A 25,103-nucleotide genomic window follows, 5' to 3' on the forward strand; every position below is an offset into this window, starting at 1 on the left:
ACCTTCGCGCTCACAATAAACCGGCGAAACGGCTCTCAACATCCGTTCCACCTCAATCCGAACAAGGACGCTGTCATGTTCCGCCCTACCCTTCGCTTCGCCGGCCTCTGCGCAGGCCTGATGTTCTCTGCCAGCACACTGGCGCTGTCGCTCAACGACCTGTCGCAAAAAGACGCCACTGGCGGCCTCAAGGATGCCCTGACCCAAGGTGCACAACTGGCGGTCAAACAACTCGGTACACCGGGTGGCTTCAGCAACAACCCGGAGGTGAAAATCGGCTTGCCGGGCAAACTCGGCAAGGTCGCCGGCAAGATGAAGCAGTTCGGCATGGGCGATCAGGTCGACGAACTGGAAGCCAGCATGAACAAAGCGGCTGAAACCGCCGTGACCCAGGCCCAGCCGATTCTCGTGGACGCGGTGAAGAAAATGAGTGTGGAAGATGCCAAGGGCATCCTCAGCGGCGGCAACGACTCGGCCACTCAGTACCTGAACAAAACCAGTCGCGAACAGATCCGCGCGAAGTTCCTGCCGATTGTGAAGCAGGCCACTGATCAAGTCGGCCTGGCCAAGCAATACAACACGTTTGCCGGTCAGGCGGCGACCATGGGTGTGCTGGACGCCAAGAACGCCAACGTCGAAAACTACGTCACCGAGCAGGCATTGAACGGTTTGTTCGAGATGATCGGCAAACAGGAAGAAACCATCCGCCAGAACCCTGCGGCGGCGGCGACCAGTTTGGCGAAGAAGGTGTTTGGGACGTTGTAATTCCGAGCGACTGAGCCCTTTAAAAAACCCGCTGACCGTTACTGGTTCAGCGGTTTTTTCATTTCAACGGCCTCCATGATGGTCGCGCAAAGGATCCGCGTAACCCAAGGCAAAATGCAGCGCGATGCCTTTCATCAGCGGAAAAACCGAGTTGTGAGTACAGCATTCAGAGTCCTCTGTCTCAACATCAGAGGATCCTGAAATATATGCAGGAAGTCAGAGCGGCTCTTTCTTCACCCTGAACCACGCCGCATACAACGCCGGCAAGAACAGCAAGGTCAGCGCTGTCGCCACGATCAGACCGCCCATGATCGCCACCGCCATCGGCCCGAAGAACACACTGCGTGACAACGGAATCATCGCCAGCACCGCCGCCAATGCCGTCAACACAATCGGGCGGAAGCGGCGCACGGTCGCCTCGATAATCGCTTGCCAGGGCTTGAGACCCGCGACGATGTCTTGCTCGATCTGGTCCACCAGAATCACCGAGTTACGCATGATCATCCCGGACAGCGCAATGGTCCCCAGCATCGCGACAAAACCGAACGGCTGCCGGAACACCAACAGGAACAAGGTCACGCCGATCAGCCCGAGCGGCGCGGTGAGGAACACCATCACCGTGCGCGAGAAACTGCGCAGTTGCAGCATCAGCAACGTCAACACCACGACGATGAACAGCGGCACGCCGGCCTTCACCGAGTTCTGCCCGCGAGCGGAATCTTCGACTGTGCCACCGACGTCCAGCAAGTAGCCGTCGGGCAATTCGGCGCGAATCGGATCGAGCGTCGGCATGATTTGCTGCACCAGCGTGGCGGGTTGTTCCTTGCCATAGATATCGGCGCGAACGGTGACGTTCGGCAGGCGATTGCGGTGCCAGATGATGCCTTCTTCGAAGCCGTACTCCAGCGTCGCGATCTGCGACAGTGCAACGCTGCGACCGTTGTCGGTCGGAACGGCCAGGCTTGGCAGCAACGACAGTTCGGTGCGCTCGTGCAAAGTGCCGCGCAGCAGGATTTCGATCAACTCGTTGTCTTCCCGGTACTGGCTGACGCTGGAACCGGTCAGGGAACTTTGCAGGAACTTCGACAGGTTCGCCGTGCTCACGCCCAGCGCTCGGGCGCGGTCCTGATCGACGTTCAGGTACACCACTTTGCTCGGTTCTTCCCAGTCCAGGTGGACGTTGGCCACGTGCGGATTCTCGCGAACCTTGGCCGCCACTTTACGGGCCAGAGCGCGGACTTCGTCGATGTGCTCGCCGGTCACCCGGAACTGCACCGGATAGCCCACTGGCGGCCCGTTTTCAAGACGCGTGACCCGCCCACGCAGGGCCGGGAATTGTTCGTTGAGGGTTTCGATCAGCCAGGTGCGCAGGCTTTCGCGATCCTCGATGGTCTTGGCCAGGACCACCACTTGCGCGAAGCTCGCCGCCGGCAATTGCTGATCCAGTGGCAGGTAGAAACGCGGTGAACCGGTACCCACGTAGGCCACATAGTTGTCGATACCGGCACGGTCCTTCAGCAAGGCTTCCAGGCGTTTGACTTCGTCGGCAGTGTTGCTCAGGGACGCGCCCTCGGCCAGTTTCAGATCGACCATCAGCTCCAGCCGCCCCGACGCCGGGAAGAACTGTTGCGGCACGAAACGGAACAGCATGACCGAGGCAACAAACATCATGATCGTCAGCACGATCACCGTTTTGCGTCGCCGTACGCACCATTCCACCAAACGTCTGACCCGCTCATAGAACGGCGTGCCGTAAGGGTCGGGCTGATCCGTGCCGTGTTTCGCCGCATGAATTTTCGCCAGATCCGGCAGGAGTTTTTCCCCCAGGTACGGCACAAACACCACCGCAGCCACCCACGAGGCCAGTAGCGCGATGGTCACCACCTGGAAGATCGAGCGGGTGTATTCGCCGGTGCTCGATTGCGCAGTAGCAATCGGCAGGAAGCCGGCGGCGGTGATCAGCGTACCGGTGAGCATCGGGAACGCCGTGCTGGTCCAGGCATAACTGGCCGCCTTGATACGGTCGAAGCCCTGCTCCATTTTGATCGCCATCATTTCGACGGCGATGATCGCGTCGTCCACCAGCAGGCCCAGCGCCAGCACCAGCGCGCCGAGGGAAATCTTGTGCAGACCGATGCCGAGGTAATACATGCAGGCAAAGGTCATTGCCAGCACCAGCGGAATCGCCAGTGCCACCACCATGCCAGTGCGCATGCCAAGTGAGAAGAAGCTCACCAGCAACACAATCGCCAAGGCTTCCACCAGCACCTGGATGAACTCACCGACCCCGGTTTTAACCGCGGCGGGCTGGTCCGACACTTTGCGCAATTGCATCCCGGCCGGGAGGTTGTTCTGGATGCGGTCGAACTCTTTTTCCAGTGCCTCGCCCAGCACCAGAATGTCGCCGCCATCCTTCATCGCCACGGCCAGACCGATAGCGTTTTCGGCCATGAAGCGCATGCGCGGTGCAGGAGGATCGTTAAAACCACGGCGAACGTCGGCCACATCGGAAATGCGAAACGTGCGATCACCGACACGAATCGGGAAGTTCTTGATCTCATCGACCGTCTGAAAATTCCCCGAGACCCGTAGCTGCAATCGCTCACTGGTGGTTTCGAAGAACCCGGCCGTCGACACCGCGTTCTGTTCTTCAAGCGCTTGCTGCACGGCGGCCAGCGGCAAGCCAAGGGTGGCGAGTTTGACGTTGGACAGCTCGATCCAGATCTTCTCGTCCTGCAGCCCGAGCAAGTCGACCTTGCCCACATCCTTGACCCGTTGCAGCTGGATCTGAATGCGGTCGGCGTAGTCCTTCAACACCGCGTAATCAAAACCGTCGCCGGTCAGGGCGTATATGTTGCCGAAGGTGGTGCCGAACTCATCGTTGAAAAACGGCCCCTGAATACCCGGCGGCAAGGTGTAGCGGATGTCGCTGATCTTCTTGCGGACCTGATACCAGAGTTCGGGAATGTCCTTGGAATGCATCGCATCACGCGCGACAAAGGTGACCTGGGACTCACCCGGACGGGAGAACGAGACGATGCGCTCGTACTCGCCGGTTTCCATCAGTTTCTTTTCGATGCGTTCGGTGACCTGACGCGACACTTCCTCAGCCGTGGCTCCTGGCCAGTTGGTACGAATCACCATGGCCTTGAAAGTAAACGGCGGGTCTTCGCTTTGACCGAGCTTGGTGTAGGAAAGCGCACCGACGACGGCCAGCAGGAGCATCAGGAACAGTACGATCTGGCGATTACGCAGCGCCCATTCGGAAAGGTTGAAGCGCATCGGGAATTACTCCTTGTCCGCCAGATTGACCACGCGGTTGGAGCGATCCACCGGACGCACTTGTTGTCCGTCGTGCAACACATGAACACCGGCGGCCACCACCCAGTCGCTGGCGCTCAGGCCTTCGAGCACAGTGACGGTTTTCTCGCCAAACGGACCGATACGCACCGGTGCTTTTTTCAGGGTGTTGTTGGCGCCGAGTACCCACACGTAGGTCGCGCCGTTTTCCGCGGTGACTGCCGATAACGGCAACGACAGCGCGATGGTTTCTGCCGTCTGGATAAACACCCGGGCGCTTTGGCCGAGCTCCGCAGGGACTTTACCGGCGGTAAACGCGATGCGGGCGGCGAAGGTGCGCGATTTTGGATCGGCGGCGGGCGACAGTTCGCGGATGCGGCCGGCGAAGCGCTGATCCGGTTGGGTCCAGAGTTCTACCGACACTGGCTGACCGACCTTGAAGCGGCCGAAACTCTGTTCCGGCAGGCTGATCAGCACTTCACGTTCACCATCGGTGGCGAGGGTGAACACGGTTTGCCCGGCGGCCACCACTTGCCCGACTTCCACGGCCCGCTTGGCCACGACGCCATCCTGGGGCGCGCGCAGTACCGCGTAGCTCGCCTGATTGGTCGAGACATTGAATTCGGCTTTGATTTGCTTGAGGCGGGCTTCGCCGGACCGGTAAAGATTTTCCGCATTGTCGTACTGCGAATGGCTGACCATTTGACGGTCCATCAGGGTCTTGTAGCGATCCCGCTCGGTGCGCACCAGGCTCAGATTGGCCTCGGCGGCGGCGACCTGGGCGCGGGTGGCTTCCAGTTGCAGGCGTACGTCTTGAGGGTCGAGCTCGGCCAGAGGCTGGTCAGCCTTGACGCGCTGCCCTTCCTCGACCAGTCGTCGGCTGACTTTGCCGCCAATGCGAAACGCCAGGTCCGGTTCATAGCGCGCCCGCACTTCACCGGGATAGCTTTCCATCGCCTGCGCCGAAGGCTCTGGCTGGACCACCATGGCCGGACGAAGGGTGACTTGCGGCGCCTCTTCGTGACCACACGCCGTCAAAAAAAACGCCAGACTGACTGGCAACGCGAGGGACAAGGCATAGCGGAACATGGTGAACGACCTTTCGCTAATGGTGCTTGGAATAATTATACTGAGCAGTATGGTATTAATAGCAAACTCACCAGTCCAGTATTAAAGCGAAATATGTCGAACAATCTTTCAGCACCCAGCGGTCCGGGTCGCCCCAAGGATCTGGCCAAGCGCCAGGCCATCCTCGATGCGGCGAAAATTCTGTTTGTGAGCAAGGGTTACGCGAACACCAGCATGGATGCCGTGGCGGCTGAGGCAGGTGTGTCCAAGCTGACTGTCTACAGCCACTTCAACGACAAGGAAACGCTGTTCTCCGCCGCCGTGGTCGCCAAGTGCGAAGAGCAACTGCCGCCGCTGTTTTTCGAATTGGCGGATGGGGTTGCGGTTGAAACGGTGCTGCTGAATATCGCGCACGGCTTTCATCAGCTGATCAACAGCGACGAATCCGTGAACCTGCACCGCCTGATGATCACCCTCGGCAGCCAGGACCCGAAACTCTCGCTGATCTTTTTCGAGGCCGGGCCCCAACGCATGCTGGATGGCATGGAGCGGTTACTCACCAAGGTTGATCAAAGCGGTGTGCTGAGCATTGATAAACCGCGTAATGCGGCTGAGCATTTCTTCTGCTTGCTCAAGGGTGGGGGCAATTTTCGGTTGCTGTATGGCTGCGGCGGGCCGGTGACCGGGGAGGCGGCCGAAGACCATGTGCAGGAAGTGGTGGGGTTGTTTATGCGGGCTTATCGGCCGCAGACAGCCTGATAGAAATGGGGTGACTGGTCTGGCCCCATCGCGAGCAAGCTCGCGATGGGAGCGACTCGGTCTCAGGGCTTGAGCGCTTTCTTCGGATAAATGTCATACCGGCTGGATTTCCCGTCCAGCGCATGACTCGGCTTCGGCCCCGCAATGCACGGTGCCTTGCGCGGCCGCTTGACCACCACCCGGTGGCTGGCCAACGCCAATGCGGCCTCCAGCAACGCCGGTGCATCCGGGTCATCGCCCACCAACGGCCGGAACAGGCGCATTTCCTTCTTCACCAACGCGGTTTTCTCGCGGTGGGGAAACATTGGATCAAGGTAGATCACCTGCGGCGGCTCGCCTTCCCAATTGCGCATCACCTCAATGGAATTACCCTTGAGCAGACGCATGCGCGCCACGATAGGTGCCACGTCGAAATCTTCCGCGCCACGCGCCAGACCATCCTCCAGCAAGGCCCCGATCAGCGGCTGACGCTCGATCAGGCTCATCTCGCAGCCCAGGCTCGCCAGCACGAACGCATCCTTGCCCAGCCCTGCCGTGGCATCCAGAACACGTGGACGCACGCCCTGCGCAATGCCAACGGCCTTGGCGATCATCTGCCCCGTGCCGCCACCGAACAACCGGCGATGCGCTGCTCCGCCTTCGACGAAGTCCACCCGTACCGGCCCCGGCGCATCCGCGCCGAGTTGTTGCAGCTGCAAACCCTGCTCGCCGACCTGCAAGGCAAACTCGCCATCATCCACTTGCAACGGCAAGCCCAGGCGCTCGGCCCATTGCTCGGCTTGTGGCTGAAAGGTCGTGCCCAAGGCCTCGACATGGATGCGGCAAACCGCCGGTTGATCAATCATCGGAAAACACGCTCAAAAAATTAATGATCGGCAAAAACGGCCGATAACAAAACTAACGGGCATTTTGCCAGAGCTGAGCGTCGACCGAGAGAAATGTCAGACTTTCAACCCACAATCACAGGTTTTATCTCGCCCTACGGCGATTACAACCTGCGAAACACCCAGGCGTTGGGCGGTGTCAGTCACCTGTGGCAAGATTTTTTTGCCCGGGCGCTGGCCGATCAGCCGGGTGATGGGGTTCCCGAGTCGCTCAAGTTTCCACCGGTCGATCTCGACAGTCCGGTCGAGCCCACCGTCGGCAGCGACCTGCTGGCGCACATCGTCTCCCAGCGCGAATGCAACGTGACAGACACCGTGGTTCGCCCGCCCGAGCCGCTGTTTTTGCCGATTGCCGAGTTCGAAATGGACCTGGCCGATAAACCGGCCCCGCCGTTCCCGCCGGAAGAAATCGTCGCGCAGCAAAAACAACAGGATTTCGAAAGCGGCTGGGTCCGCCCGATCGTGCTCACCGCCGGTCAACCCGTGCCGGAAGCCGGCCCGGCACCACAACCGCGTCCGCTGCACCTGCCAATCGCCGAATTCGAAATGGACCTGCTGGACAAACCGTTCCCGCCGTTCTCCCCGGAAGAACTGGTCGAACAACAGAAACAACTCGATTTCGATAACGGCTGGGCTCGCCCGATCGTTCTTCAGAACCTGCGCATCGCCGCCTGATCTTTCAATAACAGGCCATCAGCGACACACCCACCACGGCCCGGCATCCACATGAAAATGATTGCGATGGGCGGCGTTGTAATCCGGGCTCAACACCACACTGAACAGGTCGCACGCACCGTCGCGGACCTGACGTAGAAAACGCGCGTCCTGATTATCCTTTGGCCAATCCTTGAGCACGCTGACAGTTCGACCATCCGCGAGGCGGAAGCCGGCAATGTCCAGGGCATTGGCCGACGCGTGCTGACTGAGCCTGCCATCGTCGCGGTCATACACATTGCGACAGGCAAAACTGCCCAGATGCTCGACTCGCGTCACCGCCAACCCGTAAACCGTCTGCGCCGCAGGTTGCAGGACATGCCGGTCGAACGGCGCGAACGACACCGCGAGGCGGCAACTGGCGAGGAAGCTGCTGCTCAGGGCCACTTCGCCACCCTGCACACGCAACGTGTTGATCAGCGGGCATGTGGCGTCGGGACTGTCGGCCTGGCGAGTCACGCGCAATCCGGAATTGCTCAGGGCCTGATCGCACAACTGTGGATCATCGCTCAAGCGAATCAATTTGTACCGGGTCAGCAGGTTCGGCTCGGCGTTTACGTCCAGTGGCGCCCAGGGATTCCACTGCGATGGCAGAGAGACCCAGCCGCGCCAGACACTCAGGCCCGACAAACCGATGACCAACAGCAACAACAGCCACCACCGCATTGTCAGTCTTTGAACAGTTGATTGGCCTTCGCGTACGGCATGGAGCGCGAGGTAAACCCGAAGGTGCCCGAAGTCTTGATCTCTTCAGCCGCACGGAAAAATTCGCCATATGCCGCCAAGGCCAGCGCCGATCCGACGCTGATGCGCTTGACGCCCATTTCGCTCAACTGCTCGACCGTCAACTTGAGCCCGCCGGACATCAACACATTGACCGGTTTGGGCGCCACGGCACGGACCACCGCCAACACTTCTTCGGCACTGCGCAGCCCCGGCGCATAGAGCACGTCGGCCCCGGCCTCGGCGAACGCCTGCAAGCGGCGAAGGGTGTCGGCAAGATCAGGATTGCCGTGCAGAAAATTCTCGGCGCGCGCAGTCAGCATGAAGGGGAACGGCAAACTGCGCGCTGCCGCCACCGCCGCTTCAACCCGCGCCACGGCATGTTCGAAGCAGTAGATCGGCGCCGCTTCACGGCCCGTGGCATCTTCGATAGAGCCGCCAACCGCACCGGCCTCAGCCGCGCGCAAAATACTCTGGGCGCACTCGACGGGGTCATCGGCAAAACCGTTTTCCAGGTCCACCGCCACCGGCAGATCAGTGGCCGCGACAATCGCCCGGACATTCGCCAGCGTATCGTCGAGGGTCAACGCGCCATCCGGGCGCGCATTGGAAAAGGCGTAACCGGCACTGGTAGTTGCCAGCGCCTCGAAACCGAGGCTGGCGAGCATCTTCGCCGAGCCGGCGTCCCACGGGTTGGGAATGACAAAGGCCCCGTCGCGTTCGTGCAGCGCTTTGAACGCCTGGGCTCGAAGGGTTTGCGCATCCATTGGGCAGACTCCTGAAAAAGGGGGACGAATCCGCCTCAGAGCAAGCCAAGTTGCTCTGCTGCGGGTTCTCTGTATAGCTCAGGCAGCGGCGGCAGGCCAGGCAAACGCAGCATCAGTTGTGCATGAAAACGTTGCGCCAGCCTGGCGGCCAGCAGGTTGTCGGCGGTGTGCAGGAAGATGTATGGCGTGCGCCCCTCTTCGATCCACGCGGCGATCTTTTCGACCCACGGCAGCAGGAACGGATCGTTGGCTTCCAGCTGAGGATGCCCGATGAAACGCACCTGCGGGAACTGGGTGAACGCCGCCGGGCGTGGCGGCACTTTGGGCTTTTTCGATTGGGCGTGGAGCACCGAGGGATCAGTCGAGATGCAGCTGAACAGCGCACGCGGATCAAGGCAGATCCGTTCGACGCCACGATCCAGCAGCAGGCGATTGAGCATTCGCTCGGCATCACCCTTGGTAAAAAACGCATCGTGTCGCACTTCGATGGCCAGCGGTCGATCCAGCGCATCAATGAACGCGGCCAGTTCGGGCAATCGTTGCGGCGTGAAGCTTTTCGACAATTGCAGCCACAACGGCGAAACCCGCTCACCCAAAGGGCTGAGCAATTGCACAAAGGTTTCGGCGGCGGTCAGTTGCTCGCGCAGGTCACCGCCGTGGCTGATATCGCCAGGAAACTTGGCGGTGAAACGAAAGTGTTCGGGCATGGCCTCGGCCCAGCGCTCGACAGTGGACGCAGCCGGGCTCGCGTAGAAAGTCGTGTTGCCTTCTACGGCGTTGAATACTTGGGTATAGAGATTTAGAAATTCGGAGGATTTCGCGTCTGGCGGATAGAGATAATCGCGCCAGGCGTTTTCACTCCAGGACGGGCAGCCGAGGTAATAAGGCTGCCGCATCAGATGTACAGGTCGAGACCCAGCACATCCGTATCCCAATCGACAAAAGTGGCCGTGCTCAGGTAGCTGGCGAGCGCGGTGGCGACGCTTTTGCTCATGGCGCGGTGATAGATCATGTCTTGCTGACGCGCCGGCAGATTGCTCAGGCGTTGCGCCGAGGCTTTGGCGGCACGGGCAGCCATTTGCTCTTCGGACGGAATTTCCAGCTCACCGTCGATATCGACGTAATCATCTTCCGCCACAGGGCCTTTGCGAGCCTTGCGCTTGATGGGGTAGGACTGAGAGGAAAGGCCGTCTATACGCATGAGTACATGTCCGGTATCAATGATGGCAGTTTAGTGGCGCATTGAACGCTTCGCAAACCGCTTGGTGATAACTAGAACACAGAATCGGGAAAAGGTTTAAAAGCCGGGGGTATAAATCGACGATTGGCTGCGCTGGCTTGCCCGCGATTGAACCTACCCGATACCGAGAAATCAACGCGCCTTAGGTGTCGCCACTTTATCGCGCAGATAAACCGGCTGAGCCTTATCCGCCACAATCGCCTCACCCCGCTCCCAGGCAAAACGCGCCAGGGTAAGCAGGTCTTCGGCATGCGGCAACATGCCCGCGTCCTGCCCGGTCAGGTTCATGGCAATGCGCTCGGCATACCCCCAACCCGTGCCCGCACCAAACCACTCGCCACTGGCATCCGCCGGCAACGCCGCCACTTCCGGTGGCAACACCGCTTCATTGCCCACCAGGCGCATCTCCCCCGCCGTTTCGCGGTAGCAGCCCCAATACACTTCATCCATCCGTGCATCGATGGCGGCTGCCACCTGGCTCACACCGTGCTCGCGATACGCGCGTTGCGCCAGCACGGCCAGGTTCGACACTGGCAATACCGGGCGATCCAGCGCAAACGCCAAACCTTGCACCACACCGATGGCGATCCGCACACCGGTAAATGCGCCCGGCCCACGACCAAACGCGATGGCATCGACCGCTTGCAGCGTGGTCCCGGCGTCGGCGAGCAATTGCTGGATCATCGGCAACAGCTTCTGCGCATGGAGGCGCGGGATCACCTCGTAATGGCTCGTGACTTTGCCGTCATGCAGCAAGGCAACGGAGCAAGCTTCAGTCGCGGTGTCCAGGGCCAGCAAGGTGCTCATCGATGTTTCCGTAAGAGAGGTCAGAAAAAGTGCGCCAGTATAAACAACTACGGCCCGCAAGCGGGCCGTAGAAGATGAAGCGTTTTTTTAGCTCAGTGCTTCAAGCACTTTACCGGTGATCGCTTCAACCGAGCCAACACCTTCAACGTGGCTGTACTTCGGTTTGCCTTGAGCGGCGGACAGCTCCTGGTAAAACTTCACCAGAGGTTCGGTCTGGGCGTGGTAGACCGACAGGCGATGACGCACGGTTTCTTCGGTGTCGTCTTTGCGCTGTACCAGCTCGTCGCCGGTGATGTCGTCTTTACCGGCAATTTTCGGCGGGTTGTAGACGATGTGGTACACGCGGCCGCTGGCCTCATGAACACGTCGACCGGCGATACGCTGGACGATGTCTTCGTCTTTGACGTCGATTTCCAGTACGTGGTCGAGCTCGACGCCAGCCTTCACCAGGGCTTCAGCCTGAGGAATGGTGCGCGGGAAACCGTCGAACAGGAAACCGTTGGCGCAATCGGCCTGGCTGATGCGTTCCTTGACCAGGTTGATGATCAGGTCATCGGAGACCAGACCGCCGCTGTCCATGACGCTCTTGGCGATCAGGCCCAGCTCGGTGCCGGCCTTGACGGCTGCACGCAACATGTCGCCGGTGGAGATTTGCGGAATGCCGAATTTCTCGGTGATGAACTTAGCCTGAGTACCTTTACCGGCCCCGGGAGCTCCCAGCAGAATGACGCGCATCGATGTGCTCCTCAATTTTTTATATGGATAACGTCAGATTCGCCTCGTGGGGCCAATCTCAAAAATAGGGTCGTGGCCGCCCAAACGGCCAAAGGCTGATCAAGATACACAGCAGGCCCGGACCACACAAGCCGCCGAAAGTCGGAGAAACCGCTGCCTGATGTGACCTTTTGATGGAGTGCCCCAAGTCGCAACCCCATCATTAACTGTCGCCTGACCGACCTTTTCCGGGCCTCGCCCACAGGTAGCCGCCACCTGCGCCGAGTGCCTCGCCCCATGGCGAAAACCTTAGCCGGTATTTCGCAAACCGGCGGCAATCCCCGCCACAGACACCAGCAGCGCCTGTTCTACCGGGCTGCCCTGCGCCACATCCTGTTGCCGCGAACGGGCCAGCAACTCCGCCTGCAATAGATGAAGCGGGTCGAGGTAGGTGTTGCGCAACCGGATGAATTCAAGGGTGTCTGGGCTATGTGCCAGTAGCTGCGACTGGCCAGTCAACCCAAGCACCACGGCGCATGCCTGCGACAATAGGTCGCGTAAGTGCGCACCTAAAGGAAGCAAATCAGGCTCGACCAGACGCTCATCGTAGGATTGGGCGATGTCCGCGTCCGCTTTGGCCAGGACCATTTCCAGCATGTCGATGCGGGTGCGGAAGAACGGCCATTGCTCGCGCATCTGCCCCAGGAGCTCGCCTTCACCGCGCTCAAGCGCCTTGCTCAACGCGGCTTCCCAGCCGAGCCAGGCCGGCAACATCAGGCGCGTTTGAGTCCAGCCGAAAATCCACGGAATTGCGCGCAGGCTTTCGATCCCGCCGGCGCGACGCTTTGCCGGGCGACTGCCCAGTGGCAAACGCCCCAGTTCCTGTTCCGGCGTCGACTGGCGGAAATACTCGACGAATTGCGGATTCTCCCGCACCACGGCGCGGTAAGCCTTGACCCCATCGGCGGCCAATTCGTCCATCAAATGCCGCCACGCAGGCTCGGGTGGCGGCGGTGGCAGCAGGGTCGCTTCCAGCACGGCGGCCAGATACAGATTGAGGTTTTGCTCGGCGATATCCGGCAGACCGAATTTGAAACGAATCATTTCCCCTTGCTCGGTGGTACGGAAACGCCCGGCGACCGAACCCGGCGGCTGCGACAGAATCGCCGCGTGCGCCGGACCACCGCCACGCCCCACTGTGCCGCCGCGACCGTGGAACAACAGCAGTTCCACTTGCTGCTCGCGGCAGATGTCGACCAAGCGTTCCTGTGCCCGATATTGCGCCCAGGCCGCCGCTGTCGTCCCCGCATCCTTGGCCGAGTCGGAGTAGCCGATCATCACTTCCTGCGGGCCTTGCAAGCGCGAACGATAGCCCGGTAGCAGCAACAGTTTTTCGATCACAGGACCAGCGTTGTCGAGGTCCGCGAGGGTTTCGAACAACGGCACCACGCGCATCGGCCGCAGCACGCCAGCCTCTTTGAGAAGTAGTTGCACCGCGAGCACGTCGGAGGCGGCACCGGCCATGGAGATCACATACGAACCCAGTGAAGCGCCGGGGGCGGCGGCGATTTCCCGGCAGGTCGCCAGCACTTCGGCGGTGTCGGCCGACGGTTTGAAATACGCCGGCAGCAACGGTCGACGGTTGTTCTGCTCGCGCATCAGGAAGGCGATGCGATCCTCCTCGCTCCAGTCTTCGTAACGTCCGAGGCCCAGGTAATCGGTGATTTCGGTCATCGCGGCGGTATGCCGCGAGGCGTCCTGACGCACATCGAGGCGCACCAGAAACAGGCCGAACGTCACTGCACGACGCAGGCAATCGAGCAACGGACCGTCGGCGATCACGCCCATGCCGCACTCATGCAGCGACTGATAGCAGAGCTCCAGCGGATCGAGCAGGTCACGGTTGTGTTGCAGCACATCGGCCGGTGCCGGGGTGGTCGTCGTCAAAGAGGCGTGCGCCCAATTGCGCGTGGCACGCAGGCGTTCGCGCAACTGTTTAAGCACGGCGCGATAGGGTTCAGCGCTGTCCCCGGCCTTGGCTTTCAATGCCTCGCTGGCCTGCTGCATCGACAACTCGGCGGCGAGGTGATCGACATCACGCACGAACAGATCGGCGGCCATCCAGCGCGCCAGCAGCAACACTTCACGGGTCACGGCAGCGGTCACGTTGGGGTTGCCGTCGCGGTCGCCGCCCATCCACGAGGCGAATCGAATCGGCGCGGCCTCCAGCGGCAAGTGCAGGCCGGTGGCGTCAAACAGGGCTTTATCGGCCTTGCGCAGGTAATTGGGGATCGCCTGCCACAGCGAATGCTCGATCACCGCGAAGCCCCATTTGGCTTCATCAACAGGTGTAGGGCGGGTGCGGCGGATTTCTTCGGTGTGCCAGGCTTCAGCGATCAGGCGCTGCAATTTAGCCTGGATCTGCTCGCGCTCGGCCGGGGTCAAGTCGCGGTGGTCTTGCGCGGCCAGTTGCGCAGCAATCGCGTCGTACTTCTGGATCAGCGTGCGGCGCGCCACTTCGGTCGGGTGCGCGGTCAGTACCAGTTCGATTTCCAATCGCCCCAATTGCCGTGCCAAGGCGTCGGCACTGTGGCCTTCGGCACGCAGGCGAGCGAGCAGTTCCGGCAACACGCGCGCTTCGAACGGTGCGGGCTGCGACGCTTCGCGGCGGTGAATCAGCTGATATTGCTCGGCGATGTTGGCCAGGTTGAGAAACTGGTTGAACGCCCGCGCCACCGGCAGCAACTCGTCTTCGCTCAATTGATTGAGGCTGGCGCTCAGTTCGGCGTCCATGGAACCGCGGCGGTCGGCCTTGGCGCCCTTGCGGATCTGCTCGATCTTGTCGAGAAAACCGTCCCCGTACTGTTCACGAATGGTGTTGCCCAACAACTCACCCAACAGGTGAACGTCTTCGCGCAAGCGTGCATCAATATCGGTCATCAGCAGTTCTCCAGCAAAAAATCCGGGCGGCCATGAACATCATGCTTTGACCCCAAGAGTGCCGCCGTAAAGCCGTTCTTACAAGCAAACGACGAAGGGACTTTAAACCCGGCGCGCAGAAGCTAGTCTGAAGAGGAAGCCGCACAACGGCTTTCGCCGGCCACTGCCGGACACTGAAACGACCTGCCACGAGCAGGAACGCATTGAGGTCACTATGAAAATTCGCGAGCTTGCCCAGCATTGGGAAGAAAACGCCAAGGGTCGCCTGACCGAGACGGGCTACACGATTCACCTGGACGTGGAAGCCGCCGCACGGCTGGCGGCCATTACCGAAATGTACCCCAAACGCCAACCTGAAGAACTGCTCGGCGAGCTGATTGGCGCGGCCCTGGAAGAGCTGGAGAAAAGCTTTCCCTATGTGAAGGGCTCGACCGTTGTAGCGACGGACGAAGAAGGTGATCCGTTGTACGAAGACGTCGGTCCGACGCCGCGTTTTCTCGCGTTGTCGCGGCGGCATTTGCATGATTTGTCGGGCGGTAGCGACAAGCAAAAACACTGATCCGCCCACGTAAACCTGCGGGAGCCCCTTCGCCACAGGCCGCTCCCACAGGGGAGTATTTCACTTCACAAACAGCGTATTCCACAGGGTAAAAAAACCCGGCAATACCACCTCACGCCGCCAAAGTTCCCGACTTAGAGCCTTTCGTGCTTTTTCGCAAGCCAGGTGAATTTCTCTGAACTTTTAAAAAATGCCTTCGGTCGTAACCAGTAACCACGCCTGGTACGGTCGTCTCATTTCGCACATCACGTCAGTCGGTTACGGCTCCATACCAGGATGGATATTCAAGTTTTACAGGAGTAATTCCAATGGAGTTGAAGATTATGAAAACCACCTCATCCACCCACTTGCGTGGCCTGAAACTGGCTGCCCTGGCAATCGGCAGCAGTTTCATTCTGGCCGGTTGCGCCGGTAACCCGCCGACCGAGCAATACGCGGTCACCCAATCCGCCGTCAATGACGCGGTCAGTGCCGGCGGCACCGAGTTTGCGGCTGTGGAGATGAAGTCCGCACAAGACAAATTCAAACAAGCCGAAATCGCCATGCACGACAAAAAGTATGACGAGGCGCGGATGCTTGCCGAGCAAGCCGAGTGGGACGCTCGTGTGGCCGAACGCAAGGCTCAGGCGATGAAAGCTCAACAGACGCTGAAGGATTCTCAGCAAGGTGTTCAGGAACTGCGTCAGGAAAGTCAGCGCACCGTGCAGTAAGCGCGCATCCAGACCCCGGACCTGAAGCTCTTACCGATTAAAAAGGACGAATGATTATGCGTACACAATTGATGATCCCCGCTCTCCTCGCCGCCAGTGTTGCCCTGGCTGCCTGCTCCACCCCGCCTAACGCGAACCTGGAACAGGCGCGCACCAACTACAGCGGCCTGCAAGCCAACCCGCAAGCGAGCAAAGTCGCTGCACTGGAAACCAAAGACGCCAGTGATTACCTGGACAAAGCCGATCAGGCGTACCGCGACAAGCAAGACGCGGTCAAGGTCGATCAACTGGCTTACCTGACCAATCAGCGCGTTGAAGTGGCCAAGCAGACCATCGCCCTGCGCACCGCTGAAGCCAACCTGAAAAACGCTTCGGCCCAACGTGCCCAGGCGCGTCTGGATGCGCGTGACACGCAGATCAAGCAGTTGCAGGCCAGCCTGAACGCCAAGCAAACCGATCGCGGCACTTTGGTGACGTTTGGTGATGTGTTGTTTGCCACCGACCGCGCAGACCTGAAGCCCAGCGGTCTGGCGAACATCAACAAACTGTCGCAGTTCCTCTCGGAAAATCCGGATCGCAAAGTGATCGTCGAGGGTTACACCGACAGCACCGGCACCGAGAGCCACAACCAGTCGCTGTCGGAGCGCCGGGCCGGCTCCGTGCGCGCAGCATTGGTGAAGATGGGCGTTGATCCGGCGCGCATCGTTGCTCAGGGCTATGGCAAGGAATACCCGGTTGCAGAGAACGCGAGTGTGTCGGGCCGGGCGATGAACCGTCGGGTTGAGGTGACCATTTCCAATGACAACCAGCCGGTGATTCCGCGTTCGGCGGTTAGCTCGAACTAAGCAACATCTGCTAAAACAAAAAGCCCCGGCTGATGGCTCAGTCGGGGCTTTTTCATGGGGAAAAACACAAAATCCTCTAGGAGTGAGCCTGCTCGCGAAAGCTATTCAACATTCAAAGTATGTTTTTGCTGACACGCCGCCTTCGCGAGCAGGCTCGCTCCACAGTGGAAATTTGGTGCTCGCAAAATGGGGTTACTGCTCCAGCTTCTGCGGGGTTTCCTGCCCCATGCAACGCACCGCTTTTTTCTTGCTGTCGACCAGCACACCGGTCAGGCCTTTTTGCTCGGTATCAAACAACACCAGCACGCCATCAATGCACTGCGCCACTTGCGCGGCGGGTTCCAGGGAGACTTTGTAGTCCTCGCCCGGCACGGTCTTGAGCATGGTGAATTCGTTGAGCAGCAACGCATCCTCAGGCTTGGCGAAATGCAGGTAGCCGTAGTACCACAGGGCACCCACGGTGCCGAGGATGCTGCAGATACCGGTGATGATCAGCGGGATGGCGTTACGTTCTTCACTCATTGCGGGCTCTCTGATGGTTCATCTTCTGAATTCGGGGGTGCCGGGTAATTGGGGATTTCACCCAGGCGGCGCAGGCCGTTGAAATGCTGCGGGTCGTCGAGATAACGCAGCATGACTTTTCGCCAGACCGGGTCGGCGAATGTCTGCACGTGACCACCTCGGGTCAGTTGCAACACACGCGGCGGCGGCGCAGCTTGATACAGACGGATGCCGTTGGAAAGGGGCACGATCGGATCGTCGATGCTGTGGTAGAGCAGTTTCGGCACACTCTTGAGCTGCGGCATCGAGTTGATCGCGCTGTCACCGTCCGGCACCAGCCAGGACAGCGGCACCTGGAACGGCCAGGTCAGCCAGGAGGTGCTCAAGGCAAATTGGCCAACACTGCGATAGCTGGCGGGCGCACCGTCAAGGACAAGGGCCTTGAGCTGTTTCTCGCGCTCGGGGTGTTGAACCAGGTAGTGCACGGCCATCGAGCCACCGAGGCTTTGGCCGAGCAGGATCAGGGGTTTGCCTTTGACCTCGGGGGCCTGGTCGAGCCAATTGAACGCGGCGTCGATGTCTTGATACATCGCTGGCAGACTCGGCTTTCCCTCGGATAAACCGTAGCCGCGATAGTCAATCAGCAGCACTTGATAGCCTTCCTTGGGCAACCACCAGCTCCCGCCCAGATGCATCGGCAAGTTGCCGCCATTGCCGTGCAGGTGCAGCACCGTGCCTTTGACGTCGACACCCTTTTTGGCCGGCAACCACCAGGCGTTGAGCTTGAGGCCGTCGGCAGTGACGAGGGTGACCTCGCGGTATTCGAGATGAGCTTTTTCCGGGGTGAACAACTGGCCGGGCTCGGGGTAGAACAGCAGGGAGCTGCAACCGCTCAAGGTCAGAAGCAGGCAAACCATGCCGAGGAATCTCATCCGTTGAAACCTCGCAAAATTCAGAATTGAAAAAACCCATCCCCTTGTAGGAGTGAACCTGCTCGCGATAGCGGTATGTCAGCCAACATCAGTGTTGAATGTTGAACCTCAATCGCGAGCAGGCTCACGCCTACAGGGGTATTCGTGATCGTTAGAGGATGTTGGAGTAATCCGCTTCGATCCGGTCCAGGCTCAGGTGGTTGAGGAAGTTGGAGAAGCACATCCAGGCCGACAGCGCGTTCAGGTCGCGGAACTGATCCGGCAAATATTTCGGCGGCACCACCAACCCTTCATCAACCAACTGGCGCAGCGTGCGCATGTCTTCCAACGTGGTCTTGCCGCAAAACAGCAGCGGGATCTGCTCAAGCTTGCCTTTGCGCACGGCCAACTGAATGTAGTTGTAAACCATGATGAAGCCCTTGAGGTAGGACAAGTCTTTGGTAAATGGCAGGCCGTTGGGCACTGAACCACGGAATACCCGGCTGGCGTTGCCGTAGCTTTCCGCCATTTCAAAGCCTTGCTCGCGGAAGAACTCGTAGATCTGCAGGAAGTCCGCGCCCTCCTCCACCATGTGAATGGCGCGAGTGCGATTGGTGAGTTTGCGCAGGCGACTGGGGTAGGACGCGAAAGTGATGATTTCCATCAGGATCGCCAAACCTTCCTGAGTCACTGTCGACGACGGCGGGCCCTTGGACAGGAAGGTGCAGATCGGCTGGTTCAACCCGTTGAGCGTGGTGCCGACATGCACCAGCCCTTCATGGACTTCCAGGGCGCGTACGTCACGGTCGTTGAACATCGCATCGGCGCGAATCTTGATGTAGTCGGCGCCGGCTGCCGCATCGGCGACGATCCCGTCGGACTCGAACACCCGAATGGTTTCCTCAGCCTCGCCAAACACCTTGTTCAAGCGGGTTTGCAGCAGGTGCACGGCTTCCTTGGCCGTGAGGACTTTTGGCTCATCCTTGAGATCGCCACGGCCATCGATGTTGTTCAGGTAATCGGAAAGCATCAGCCCCAGATCGGCCAGAGTCGGGTCACCGGCGTGGAACGCGTCGGACGCAGCGCCGTACAGTTCCTGGGAAATCAGGCCGAAATCCTCGGTGCCGCGCGCTTCCAGCATGCGCACCACCATTCGGTATTCCTTGCACATGCGGCGCATGATCTGGCCGACCGGGTTGAACTGGCCGAGCTGGCGGGTGATGTCGCGCTCGATGTTCTGGAATTCCAGTTTCACTTTGCTGGAGTCGAACGTCAGTGGCCGATTGAGGTAGTAATCGCGGTCCACCGCTGGCATTTCCTTGCCCTTGGCCTTGAGGAATCCCTTGCGGATGTTGTCATCCCACTTGACCGCATCGAGGACGCGAATCGGCGTCTGCGCCAGCACAATGCGATCGGACAAAATGCGTATCGTCTGCTGGTAATCGTCCACCCGAAACTCCTGTAGAAAAACCGTTATGTGCTGAGTCTATTTACTATTGGCCAGGCGCTGATAGCGCACCGCTTCGACGAAGACATCGGAATTGGCCGGATCGTCGAGGTAAGCAAAAACCTGATCCATCGCGTTGTTGACCAAGACACCGTCGCCGTCGTCGGTCTGGAAACCGTCGCCGCTCAAGACTTTTTGTCCGAGAGCCTGGTTGATCTGCTCGAGGTCAAGGTTGTAGACCACCAGTTCATGCTTATCCGTGAGCTCGAAACCGGCAATGGTGAAATGGCCGCCGTATTTGGCGGGCACCTTCGCCGACAGGTACCAGCGGCTGCCATGGCGCGAGACGGTGAAGGGATAGGCTTCGCGTTCGCCGGGTTTGGCCTTGAAGTAGCTGACCGCCTGATAGCGATGGTCGCCGATGCGCGTCAGTTCGAGGTTCATCGGCTCGCCCCAGGCGTTGGTGCTGGTCCATTTGCCGAGCAAACCTTTGGGCGCGGGGTCGCTGGCGGGCAGCGGCTCCTTGAAGGTCACCAGACAGCCACTGAGCAGCAGGAACGACAAGGCGATCACGATGACGCGCCAGGCTTTCATTCAACACTCCCTATGAACACACAGTCCTGTAGCGGCAGCCGAACGCGGCCCGAGCCTTCGGCAGCTGCTAAAGGGACCGCGCTCAACTCACACCGACGCGAGTACCAAGTGCATGTAGCGATTGAGGATACCGAGCATTTCTTCTTCACCCACAGGCTCGGCGTCGTTGAGCAGGCCCTGATATTCCATCCGTCCGATAATCGCCGTCAACACTTTGGCATCCTCTCGTGGCTCACGCGAACCCAAGACCTCGAAAAGCTGGCAGGTGCCCTGGAGGAGAATCTGCTGATGCGAGCGCACCAATCCCGCCAGGCGCGGGTTCAACAAGGCCTCCTGGCGGAACGCCTGTTCAGCCATCAAGTGTTCGCGACGGTTGATCAATTGCCGGTGAACATAGTCCGTCATCAACCGTGCAATGTCGTCCGCCAGCTGCGAGCGCGCCTCGGGACTGCCGTCGCCGCTGATCACCATCTCGCGCAGCAAACCTTCGTTGTTCACCCACAACTTGGCCATGAACGCCGCGCTGCGCTCCACGTATTGGGCAAAGGTATCGGTGAGCAAGTCATCGATGTCCTTGAAATAGTAGGTGGTGGCCGACAACGGCACACCGGCCTCGGCCGCCACCGCACGGTGGCGCACGGCCCGCACGCCATCGCGCACGACAATGCGCATCGCCGCATCAAGAATGTCCTGTCGACGCTGCTCGCTGCCCTGCCGGCTGGCCTTGCGGCCTTGGTACTGAACACTTTCAGCGACCGCAGTGGCGATACCCGCTGCACCTTCTTGAGCCATTGCACGATTCACGACAGGTCTTTCCTCTCAGATGAAAGCAATAAATTGATACGTTTGTACCAGACAGGCAATAAAAAGCCGCCTGAAAAGGCGGCTTTTTAATTGAAACACTTACGCTTGCGGCCGCATGTGCGGGAACAGGATCACGTCGCGGATCGACGGAGAGTTGGTCAGCAGCATCACCAGACGGTCGATACCGATACCTTCACCCGCCGTTGGCGGCATGCCGTACTCCAGCGCGCGAACGAAGTCGGCGTCGTAGTGCATGGCTTCGTCATCGCCCGCGTCCTTGTCGGCGACCTGCGCCATGAAGCGCTCGGCCTGGTCTTCCGCGTCGTTCAACTCGGAGTAGGCGTTGGCGATTTCACGGCCGCCGATGAACAGTTCGAAACGGTCGGTGACGTTCGGGTTGTCATCGTTACGACGGGCCAGTGGCGACACTTCGAACGGGTACTGGGTAATGAAGTGCGGTTGTTCCAGCTTGTGCTCGACCAGCTCTTCGAAAATCATCACCTGCAGCTTGCCCAGACCTTCGAAGCCCAGCACCTTGGCGCCGGCCTTCTTGGCGATGGCACGCGCCTTGTCGATGTCATTCAGATCGTCAGCGGTCAGCTCAGGGTTGTATTTGAGGATCGAGTCGAACACCGACAGACGTACGAACGGTTCGCCGAAGTGGAACACCTTGTCGCCGTAAGGCACATCGGTGCTGCCCAGAACCAGCTGCGCCAGTTCGCGGAACAACTCTTCGGTCAGGTCCATGTTGTCTTCGTAGTCGGCGTACGCCTGGTAGAACTCCAACATGGTGAACTCAGGGTTGTGACGAGTCGAAACGCCCTCGTTACGGAAGTTGCGGTTGATCTCGAACACTTTCTCGAAACCGCCGACAACAAGGCGCTTGAGGTACAACTCAGGCGCGATACGCAGGAACATTTCCATGTCCAGCGCGTTGTGGTGAGTCTCGAACGGCTTGGCTGCTGCGCCACCCGGGATGGTTTGCAGCATCGGCGTTTCGACTTCGAGGAAGTCACGCTGCATCAGGAAGCTGCGGATGTGCGCGATCACTTGCGAGCGAACGCGGAAGGTCTGGCGCACTTCTTCGTTGACGATCAGGTCGACATAACGCTGACGGTAGCGCTGTTCGGTGTCGGTCAGGCCGTGGTGCTTGTCCGGTAGCGGGCGCAGCGACTTGGTCAGCAGCCGCACGCTGGTCATTTCGACGTACAGGTCGCCCTTGCCGGAACGGGCCAGGGTGCCTTCGGCTGCAATGATGTCGCCCATGTCCCAGGTTTTCACCGCGGCCAGGGTGTCTTCGGACAGGGTTTTACGGTTGACGTAGACCTGGATGCGACCGGTCATGTCCTGGATCACCATGAACGAGCCACGGTTGAGCATGATGCGACCGGCTACCTTGACCGGGATTGCAGCCTCTGCCAGCTCTTCCTTGGTCTTGTCCGCGTACTGTTTCTGCAAGTCATTGCAGTAGTTGTCGCGGCGGAAGTCGTTCGGGAAGGCATTGCCCTTGACGCGCTCGGCAGCAAGCTTTTCCTTGCGCAGGGCGATCAGGGAGTTTTCTTCCTGTTGCAGGGCTTGCGGGTCGAGTTCTAGGTCGCTCATGTCTTTAAAAATTCCATCACAGGTTCGTTGCCCCCACCGGTGGCAGGGGACTTGAGGTCTTGACTGGCGGTTTACAGGCCTTGTTTCAGGCTGGCCACCAGGTATTCGTCGATGTCACCGTCGAGCACCTTGTCGCAGTCGCTGCGCTCGATGTTAGTGCGCAAATCCTTGATTCGCGACGCATCGAGTACATACGAGCGGATCTGGTGACCCCAGCCGATGTCGGACTTGGTGTCTTCCAGGGCCTGGGACGCGGCGTTGCGTTTCTGAACTTCCTGCTCGTACAAGCGCGCCCGCAACATTTTCATCGCGGTGTCTTTGTTGGCGTGCTGGGAGCGTTCGTTCTGGCAGCTGACCACGGTGTTGGTCGGGACGTGGGTAATACGTACGGCCGAGTCGGTGGTGTTTACGTGCTGACCACCGGCACCGGAGGAGCGGTAGGTGTCGATGCGCAGGTCCGACGGGTTGATGTCGATTTCGATGTTGTCATCGATTTCCGGCGACACGAACACGGCCGAGAACGAGGTGTGGCGGCGGTTGCCGGAGTCGAACGGGCTCTTGCGCACCAGACGGTGCACGCCGATCTCGGTACGCAACCAGCCAAAGGCGTATTCGCCCTTGATGTGCACGGTCGCGCCCTTGATTCCGGCGACTTCACCGGCGGACAGTTCCATGATGGTCGCGTCGAAACCGCGTTTGTCAGCCCAGCGCAGGTACATGCGCAGCAGGATGTTGGCCCAGTCCTGGGCCTCGGTGCCACCGGAGCCGGCCTGGATGTCCAGGTAGGCATTATTGGCATCCATTTCACCGCTGAACATGCGACGGAATTCGAGTTTTTCCAGCGACTCGCGCAGGCGCTCGACTTCGGCGGCGACGTCATCGACGGCGGCCTGGTCTTCTTCTTCGGCGGACATCAGCAGCAGGTCTTTGGCGTCGGCCAGGCCTGTGTGCATTTCGTCGAGGGTTTCGACGATCTGCGCCAGCAGGGACCGCTCGCGGCCCAGTTCCTGAGCGTACGTCGGGTTGTTCCAGACAGACGGATCTTCAAGCTCGCGATTGACTTCAGTCAGACGCTCATGCTTTTGATCGTAGTCAAAGATACCCCCGAATAGTTTCGGAGCGCTCGGACAGGTCCTTGATACTGTTAAGGATCGGGTTGATTTCCATGGCGGGCAGCACTCGTTGGCGAACTTTTGAAAGCCGGCGAGTATAACGGCAAACGGCCTGAAACGGCAGTCCGCCTGGCTGAAAAGACGGGCTTACAAGCGATCTTTGCAACGACGCAGAACCCTGTGGGAGCCGGGCTTGCCCGCTATGAAGGTGTGTCAGGCGATGAAAGTATCGACTATCAGGCCCTCATCGCGGGCAAGCCCGGCTCCCACAGGTTCTATATCGCCCGGTAGAAACAGACAATCATTCGATCCCGACCTGATTGCGCCCATTGTTCTTCGCCAGATACAGCCCCTTGTCCGCCGCCGAGATCAATTGCCGGCAATCGCTGCCCGGTTGCGGAACCATGGTGGACAGGCCAATGCTGATGGTCAGGCTGGAGCCTTCAGTCGGCGAAAGGTGCGGAATCTTCAGTGCAGCCACGGTCTGGCGAAGTTTCTCCGCCACCAGACGTGCCCCGCCTGGCGTGGTGTTGGGCAGCACCAACGCAAACTCTTCACCACCGTAACGGGCCGGCAGGTCAGAGGGGCGAGCGCTCGCCTCGCGAATCGCCGTAGCCACCTTGCGCAAGGCTTCGTCGCCCTCCAGGTGGCCGAAGTTGTCGTTATAGTCTTTGAAATAATCCACATCGATCATCAGCAGCGACAACTGACTCTGGTCACGCAGCGAACGGCGCCATTCCAGCTCCAGGTATTCATCGAAATGCCGGCGGTTCGACAGCCCGGTCAGGCCATCGGAGTTCATCAGCCGTTGCAGCACCAGATTGGTGTCGAGCAGTTGCTGCTGGCTGACCCGCAACGCGCGGTACGCTGCGTCACGCTGCAACAGCGTCATGTAGGAGCGCGAGTGATAGCGGATCCGCGCCACCAGCTCGATGTTGTCCGGCAGCTTGACCAGATAATCATTGGCCCCGGCGGCAAACGCAGCGCTCTTGACCAGCGGGTCTTCCTTGGTCGACAGGACAATGATCGGAATGTCCTTGGTCGCCGGATGATTACGGTACTCGCGCACCAGGCTCAAGCCGTCCAGACCGGGCATCACCAGGTCCTGAAGGATCACCGTCGGCTTGATGCGGATCGCCTGGGCGATGGCCTGGTGCGGGTCGGCGCAGAAGTGGAAGTCAATATTGTCTTCGTTCGACAACCCGCGGCGCACCGCTTCGCCGATCATTGCCTGATCGTCCACCAACAACACCATGGCGGCGTTTTCGTCGGTTTTGAAGCCGTCGAGCTGTAAGTCATTCATGTTCGGTCACCTGAGTACTACTTGGGCCAGGATT

Annotated in this window: 24 protein-coding genes; 6 read left to right on the forward strand and 18 right to left on the reverse strand. The window is 59.8% G+C overall.

Annotated elements, in window-relative coordinates:
* The first annotated feature begins 75 nt into the window (after positions 1 to 75).
* On the forward strand, positions 76 to 765 hold the full coding sequence (locus tag J2X66_RS09305) for a DUF4197 domain-containing protein (RefSeq protein WP_310263395.1): 690 nt from the start codon (positions 76 to 78) through the stop codon (positions 763 to 765).
* 216 nt (positions 766 to 981) lie between these two features.
* Here J2X66_RS09305 and J2X66_RS09310 read toward each other — a convergent pair whose 3' ends face one another.
* Together J2X66_RS09310 and J2X66_RS09315 are read right to left on the reverse strand one after the other, a co-directional pair.
* Positions 982 to 4,047, reverse strand: a complete 3,066-nt coding sequence (locus J2X66_RS09310) for an efflux RND transporter permease subunit (RefSeq protein ID WP_310263397.1) — start codon at positions 4,045 to 4,047, stop codon at positions 982 to 984.
* Positions 4,048 to 4,053: 6 nt separating this feature from the next.
* Complete coding sequence (locus J2X66_RS09315) at positions 4,054 to 5,154, reverse strand: efflux RND transporter periplasmic adaptor subunit (RefSeq protein WP_310263399.1); 1,101 nt, start codon at positions 5,152 to 5,154, stop codon at positions 4,054 to 4,056.
* 93 nt (positions 5,155 to 5,247) lie between these two features.
* Between J2X66_RS09315 and J2X66_RS09320 the strand changes: the two genes are divergently transcribed.
* The gene (locus tag J2X66_RS09320) at positions 5,248 to 5,892 is read left to right on the forward strand and encodes a TetR/AcrR family transcriptional regulator (protein ID WP_027924957.1); all 645 of its coding nucleotides are present in this window, start codon (positions 5,248 to 5,250) and stop codon (positions 5,890 to 5,892) included.
* A gap of 62 nt (positions 5,893 to 5,954) precedes the next feature.
* Here the strand turns inward: J2X66_RS09320 and J2X66_RS09325 are convergent, their stop codons facing one another.
* Positions 5,955 to 6,737 (reverse strand): class I SAM-dependent methyltransferase, encoded by a 783-nt coding sequence (locus tag J2X66_RS09325; RefSeq protein WP_027924956.1) that lies wholly within the window; start codon positions 6,735 to 6,737, stop codon positions 5,955 to 5,957.
* Positions 6,738 to 6,830: 93 nt separating this feature from the next.
* Here J2X66_RS09325 and J2X66_RS09330 point away from each other — a divergent pair, with 93 nt between their 5' ends.
* Complete coding sequence (locus J2X66_RS09330) at positions 6,831 to 7,451, forward strand: hypothetical protein (protein ID WP_027924955.1); 621 nt, start codon at positions 6,831 to 6,833, stop codon at positions 7,449 to 7,451.
* An 18-nt stretch (positions 7,452 to 7,469) separates the two neighbouring features.
* On the opposite strand, the gene J2X66_RS09335 is transcribed toward J2X66_RS09330, so the two are convergent.
* The 7 genes from J2X66_RS09335 to ppc all read right to left on the reverse strand — a co-directional run bounded on the left by J2X66_RS09335 (position 7,470) and on the right by ppc (position 14,681).
* Positions 7,470 to 8,156 (reverse strand): extensin family protein, encoded by a 687-nt coding sequence (locus J2X66_RS09335; protein ID WP_310263404.1) that lies wholly within the window; start codon positions 8,154 to 8,156, stop codon positions 7,470 to 7,472.
* Positions 8,157 to 8,158: 2 nt separating this feature from the next.
* Positions 8,159 to 8,980, reverse strand: coding sequence for an isocitrate lyase/phosphoenolpyruvate mutase family protein (locus J2X66_RS09340; RefSeq protein ID WP_310263406.1), 822 nt, complete (start codon positions 8,978 to 8,980; stop codon positions 8,159 to 8,161).
* Between the two features lie 35 nt (positions 8,981 to 9,015).
* On the reverse strand, positions 9,016 to 9,876 hold the full coding sequence (locus tag J2X66_RS09345) for a DUF72 domain-containing protein (protein WP_310263407.1): 861 nt from the start codon (positions 9,874 to 9,876) through the stop codon (positions 9,016 to 9,018).
* Positions 9,876 to 10,181, reverse strand: a complete 306-nt coding sequence (locus J2X66_RS09350) for a hypothetical protein (RefSeq protein ID WP_123433679.1) — start codon at positions 10,179 to 10,181, stop codon at positions 9,876 to 9,878. The genes J2X66_RS09345 and J2X66_RS09350 overlap by 1 nt, the downstream gene beginning before the upstream one ends.
* Before the next feature lie 171 nt (positions 10,182 to 10,352).
* On the reverse strand, positions 10,353 to 11,027 hold the full coding sequence (gene tsaB / locus J2X66_RS09355) for a tRNA (adenosine(37)-N6)-threonylcarbamoyltransferase complex dimerization subunit type 1 TsaB (RefSeq protein WP_310263409.1): 675 nt from the start codon (positions 11,025 to 11,027) through the stop codon (positions 10,353 to 10,355).
* A gap of 87 nt (positions 11,028 to 11,114) precedes the next feature.
* Positions 11,115 to 11,762 carry an adenylate kinase gene (gene adk, locus J2X66_RS09360; protein ID WP_027924949.1) on the reverse strand — a complete coding sequence of 216 codons (648 nt, stop codon included), beginning with the start codon at positions 11,760 to 11,762 and terminating at the stop codon, positions 11,115 to 11,117.
* A gap of 288 nt (positions 11,763 to 12,050) precedes the next feature.
* Positions 12,051 to 14,681, reverse strand: a complete 2,631-nt coding sequence (ppc, locus tag J2X66_RS09365) for a phosphoenolpyruvate carboxylase (RefSeq protein WP_310263412.1) — start codon at positions 14,679 to 14,681, stop codon at positions 12,051 to 12,053.
* A 214-nt stretch (positions 14,682 to 14,895) separates the two neighbouring features.
* Here ppc and J2X66_RS09370 point away from each other — a divergent pair, with 214 nt between their 5' ends.
* The 3 genes from J2X66_RS09370 (at position 14,896) to J2X66_RS09380 (ending at position 16,795) form a co-directional block, all read left to right on the forward strand.
* Positions 14,896 to 15,240 (forward strand): pilin assembly protein, encoded by a 345-nt coding sequence (locus tag J2X66_RS09370; RefSeq protein WP_123433675.1) that lies wholly within the window; start codon positions 14,896 to 14,898, stop codon positions 15,238 to 15,240.
* Between the two features lie 308 nt (positions 15,241 to 15,548).
* Positions 15,549 to 15,950, forward strand: a complete 402-nt coding sequence (locus J2X66_RS09375; protein WP_310263414.1) for a DUF4398 domain-containing protein — start codon at positions 15,549 to 15,551, stop codon at positions 15,948 to 15,950.
* Positions 15,951 to 16,006: 56 nt separating this feature from the next.
* Entirely contained in the window at positions 16,007 to 16,795 is a 789-nt protein-coding gene (locus J2X66_RS09380) for an OmpA family protein (protein ID WP_310263416.1), read from the forward strand.
* Between the two features lie 192 nt (positions 16,796 to 16,987).
* Here the strand turns inward: J2X66_RS09380 and J2X66_RS09385 are convergent, their stop codons facing one another.
* The 8 genes from J2X66_RS09385 to J2X66_RS09420 form a co-directional block, all read right to left on the reverse strand.
* Complete coding sequence (locus J2X66_RS09385; protein ID WP_310263418.1) at positions 16,988 to 17,317, reverse strand: hypothetical protein; 330 nt, start codon at positions 17,315 to 17,317, stop codon at positions 16,988 to 16,990.
* On the reverse strand, positions 17,314 to 18,228 hold the full coding sequence (locus J2X66_RS09390; RefSeq protein WP_310263420.1) for an alpha/beta hydrolase: 915 nt from the start codon (positions 18,226 to 18,228) through the stop codon (positions 17,314 to 17,316). The genes J2X66_RS09385 and J2X66_RS09390 overlap by 4 nt, the downstream gene beginning before the upstream one ends.
* 151 nt (positions 18,229 to 18,379) lie before the next feature.
* Entirely contained in the window at positions 18,380 to 19,657 is a 1,278-nt protein-coding gene (locus J2X66_RS09395) for a flavohemoglobin expression-modulating QEGLA motif protein (RefSeq protein WP_310263423.1), read from the reverse strand.
* 36 nt (positions 19,658 to 19,693) lie between these two features.
* Positions 19,694 to 20,248 (reverse strand): hypothetical protein, encoded by a 555-nt coding sequence (locus tag J2X66_RS09400; RefSeq protein ID WP_310263424.1) that lies wholly within the window; start codon positions 20,246 to 20,248, stop codon positions 19,694 to 19,696.
* Positions 20,249 to 20,335: 87 nt separating this feature from the next.
* Positions 20,336 to 21,052 carry a TetR family transcriptional regulator gene (locus J2X66_RS09405; RefSeq protein ID WP_310263427.1) on the reverse strand — a complete coding sequence of 239 codons (717 nt, stop codon included), beginning with the start codon at positions 21,050 to 21,052 and terminating at the stop codon, positions 20,336 to 20,338.
* Between the two features lie 99 nt (positions 21,053 to 21,151).
* On the reverse strand, positions 21,152 to 22,654 hold the full coding sequence (lysS, locus tag J2X66_RS09410; RefSeq protein ID WP_310263429.1) for a lysine--tRNA ligase: 1,503 nt from the start codon (positions 22,652 to 22,654) through the stop codon (positions 21,152 to 21,154).
* Between the two features lie 71 nt (positions 22,655 to 22,725).
* Positions 22,726 to 23,821, reverse strand: a protein-coding gene (gene prfB / locus J2X66_RS09415; RefSeq protein ID WP_111451403.1) for a peptide chain release factor 2 whose coding sequence is annotated in 2 segments (ribosomal slippage) — positions 22,726 to 23,748 and positions 23,750 to 23,821 — 1,095 coding nt in all. Because the reading frame shifts where the segments join, the coding sequence is not laid out codon by codon here.
* Between the two features lie 246 nt (positions 23,822 to 24,067).
* Positions 24,068 to 25,069: a PleD family two-component system response regulator gene (locus tag J2X66_RS09420; protein WP_310263432.1), complete on the reverse strand. Its 1,002-nt coding sequence runs from the start codon at positions 25,067 to 25,069 to the stop codon at positions 24,068 to 24,070.
* Positions 25,070 to 25,103: the final 34 nt, after the last annotated feature.

Source organism: Pseudomonas sp. 3296 (assembly GCF_031456615.1).
Classification (GTDB): Bacteria; Pseudomonadota; Gammaproteobacteria; order Pseudomonadales; family Pseudomonadaceae; genus Aquipseudomonas; species Aquipseudomonas mucoides.

What these genes read in the sequence shown, in the direction of transcription:
- J2X66_RS09370 (WP_123433675.1), top strand. Translation starts at nt 14,896, where the DNA reads ATGAAAATTCGCGAGCTTGCCCAGCATTGGGAAGAAAACGCCAAGGGT.
- J2X66_RS09375 (WP_310263414.1), top strand. Translation starts at nt 15,549, where the DNA reads ATGGAGTTGAAGATTATGAAAACCACCTCATCCACCCACTTGCGTGGC.
- J2X66_RS09400 (WP_310263424.1), bottom strand. Translation starts at nt 20,248, where the DNA reads ATGAAAGCCTGGCGCGTCATCGTGATCGCCTTGTCGTTCCTGCTGCTC.
- J2X66_RS09330 (WP_027924955.1), top strand. Translation starts at nt 6,831, where the DNA reads ATGTCAGACTTTCAACCCACAATCACAGGTTTTATCTCGCCCTACGGC.
- J2X66_RS09350 (WP_123433679.1), bottom strand. Translation starts at nt 10,181, where the DNA reads ATGCGTATAGACGGCCTTTCCTCTCAGTCCTACCCCATCAAGCGCAAG.
- J2X66_RS09335 (WP_310263404.1), bottom strand. Translation starts at nt 8,156, where the DNA reads ATGCGGTGGTGGCTGTTGTTGCTGTTGGTCATCGGTTTGTCGGGCCTG.
- J2X66_RS09320 (WP_027924957.1), top strand. Translation starts at nt 5,248, where the DNA reads ATGTCGAACAATCTTTCAGCACCCAGCGGTCCGGGTCGCCCCAAGGAT.
- lysS (WP_310263429.1), bottom strand. Translation starts at nt 22,654, where the DNA reads ATGAGCGACCTAGAACTCGACCCGCAAGCCCTGCAACAGGAAGAAAAC.
- J2X66_RS09325 (WP_027924956.1), bottom strand. Translation starts at nt 6,737, where the DNA reads ATGATTGATCAACCGGCGGTTTGCCGCATCCATGTCGAGGCCTTGGGC.
- J2X66_RS09385 (WP_310263418.1), bottom strand. Translation starts at nt 17,317, where the DNA reads ATGAGTGAAGAACGTAACGCCATCCCGCTGATCATCACCGGTATCTGC.
- J2X66_RS09340 (WP_310263406.1), bottom strand. Translation starts at nt 8,980, where the DNA reads ATGGATGCGCAAACCCTTCGAGCCCAGGCGTTCAAAGCGCTGCACGAA.
- J2X66_RS09420 (WP_310263432.1), bottom strand. Translation starts at nt 25,069, where the DNA reads ATGAATGACTTACAGCTCGACGGCTTCAAAACCGACGAAAACGCCGCC.
- J2X66_RS09315 (WP_310263399.1), bottom strand. Translation starts at nt 5,154, where the DNA reads ATGTTCCGCTATGCCTTGTCCCTCGCGTTGCCAGTCAGTCTGGCGTTT.
- tsaB (WP_310263409.1), bottom strand. Translation starts at nt 11,027, where the DNA reads ATGAGCACCTTGCTGGCCCTGGACACCGCGACTGAAGCTTGCTCCGTT.
- J2X66_RS09345 (WP_310263407.1), bottom strand. Translation starts at nt 9,876, where the DNA reads ATGCGGCAGCCTTATTACCTCGGCTGCCCGTCCTGGAGTGAAAACGCC.
- ppc (WP_310263412.1), bottom strand. Translation starts at nt 14,681, where the DNA reads ATGACCGATATTGATGCACGCTTGCGCGAAGACGTTCACCTGTTGGGT.
- J2X66_RS09380 (WP_310263416.1), top strand. Translation starts at nt 16,007, where the DNA reads ATGCGTACACAATTGATGATCCCCGCTCTCCTCGCCGCCAGTGTTGCC.
- J2X66_RS09310 (WP_310263397.1), bottom strand. Translation starts at nt 4,047, where the DNA reads ATGCGCTTCAACCTTTCCGAATGGGCGCTGCGTAATCGCCAGATCGTA.
- J2X66_RS09305 (WP_310263395.1), top strand. Translation starts at nt 76, where the DNA reads ATGTTCCGCCCTACCCTTCGCTTCGCCGGCCTCTGCGCAGGCCTGATG.
- J2X66_RS09390 (WP_310263420.1), bottom strand. Translation starts at nt 18,228, where the DNA reads ATGAGATTCCTCGGCATGGTTTGCCTGCTTCTGACCTTGAGCGGTTGC.
- adk (WP_027924949.1), bottom strand. Translation starts at nt 11,762, where the DNA reads ATGCGCGTCATTCTGCTGGGAGCTCCCGGGGCCGGTAAAGGTACTCAG.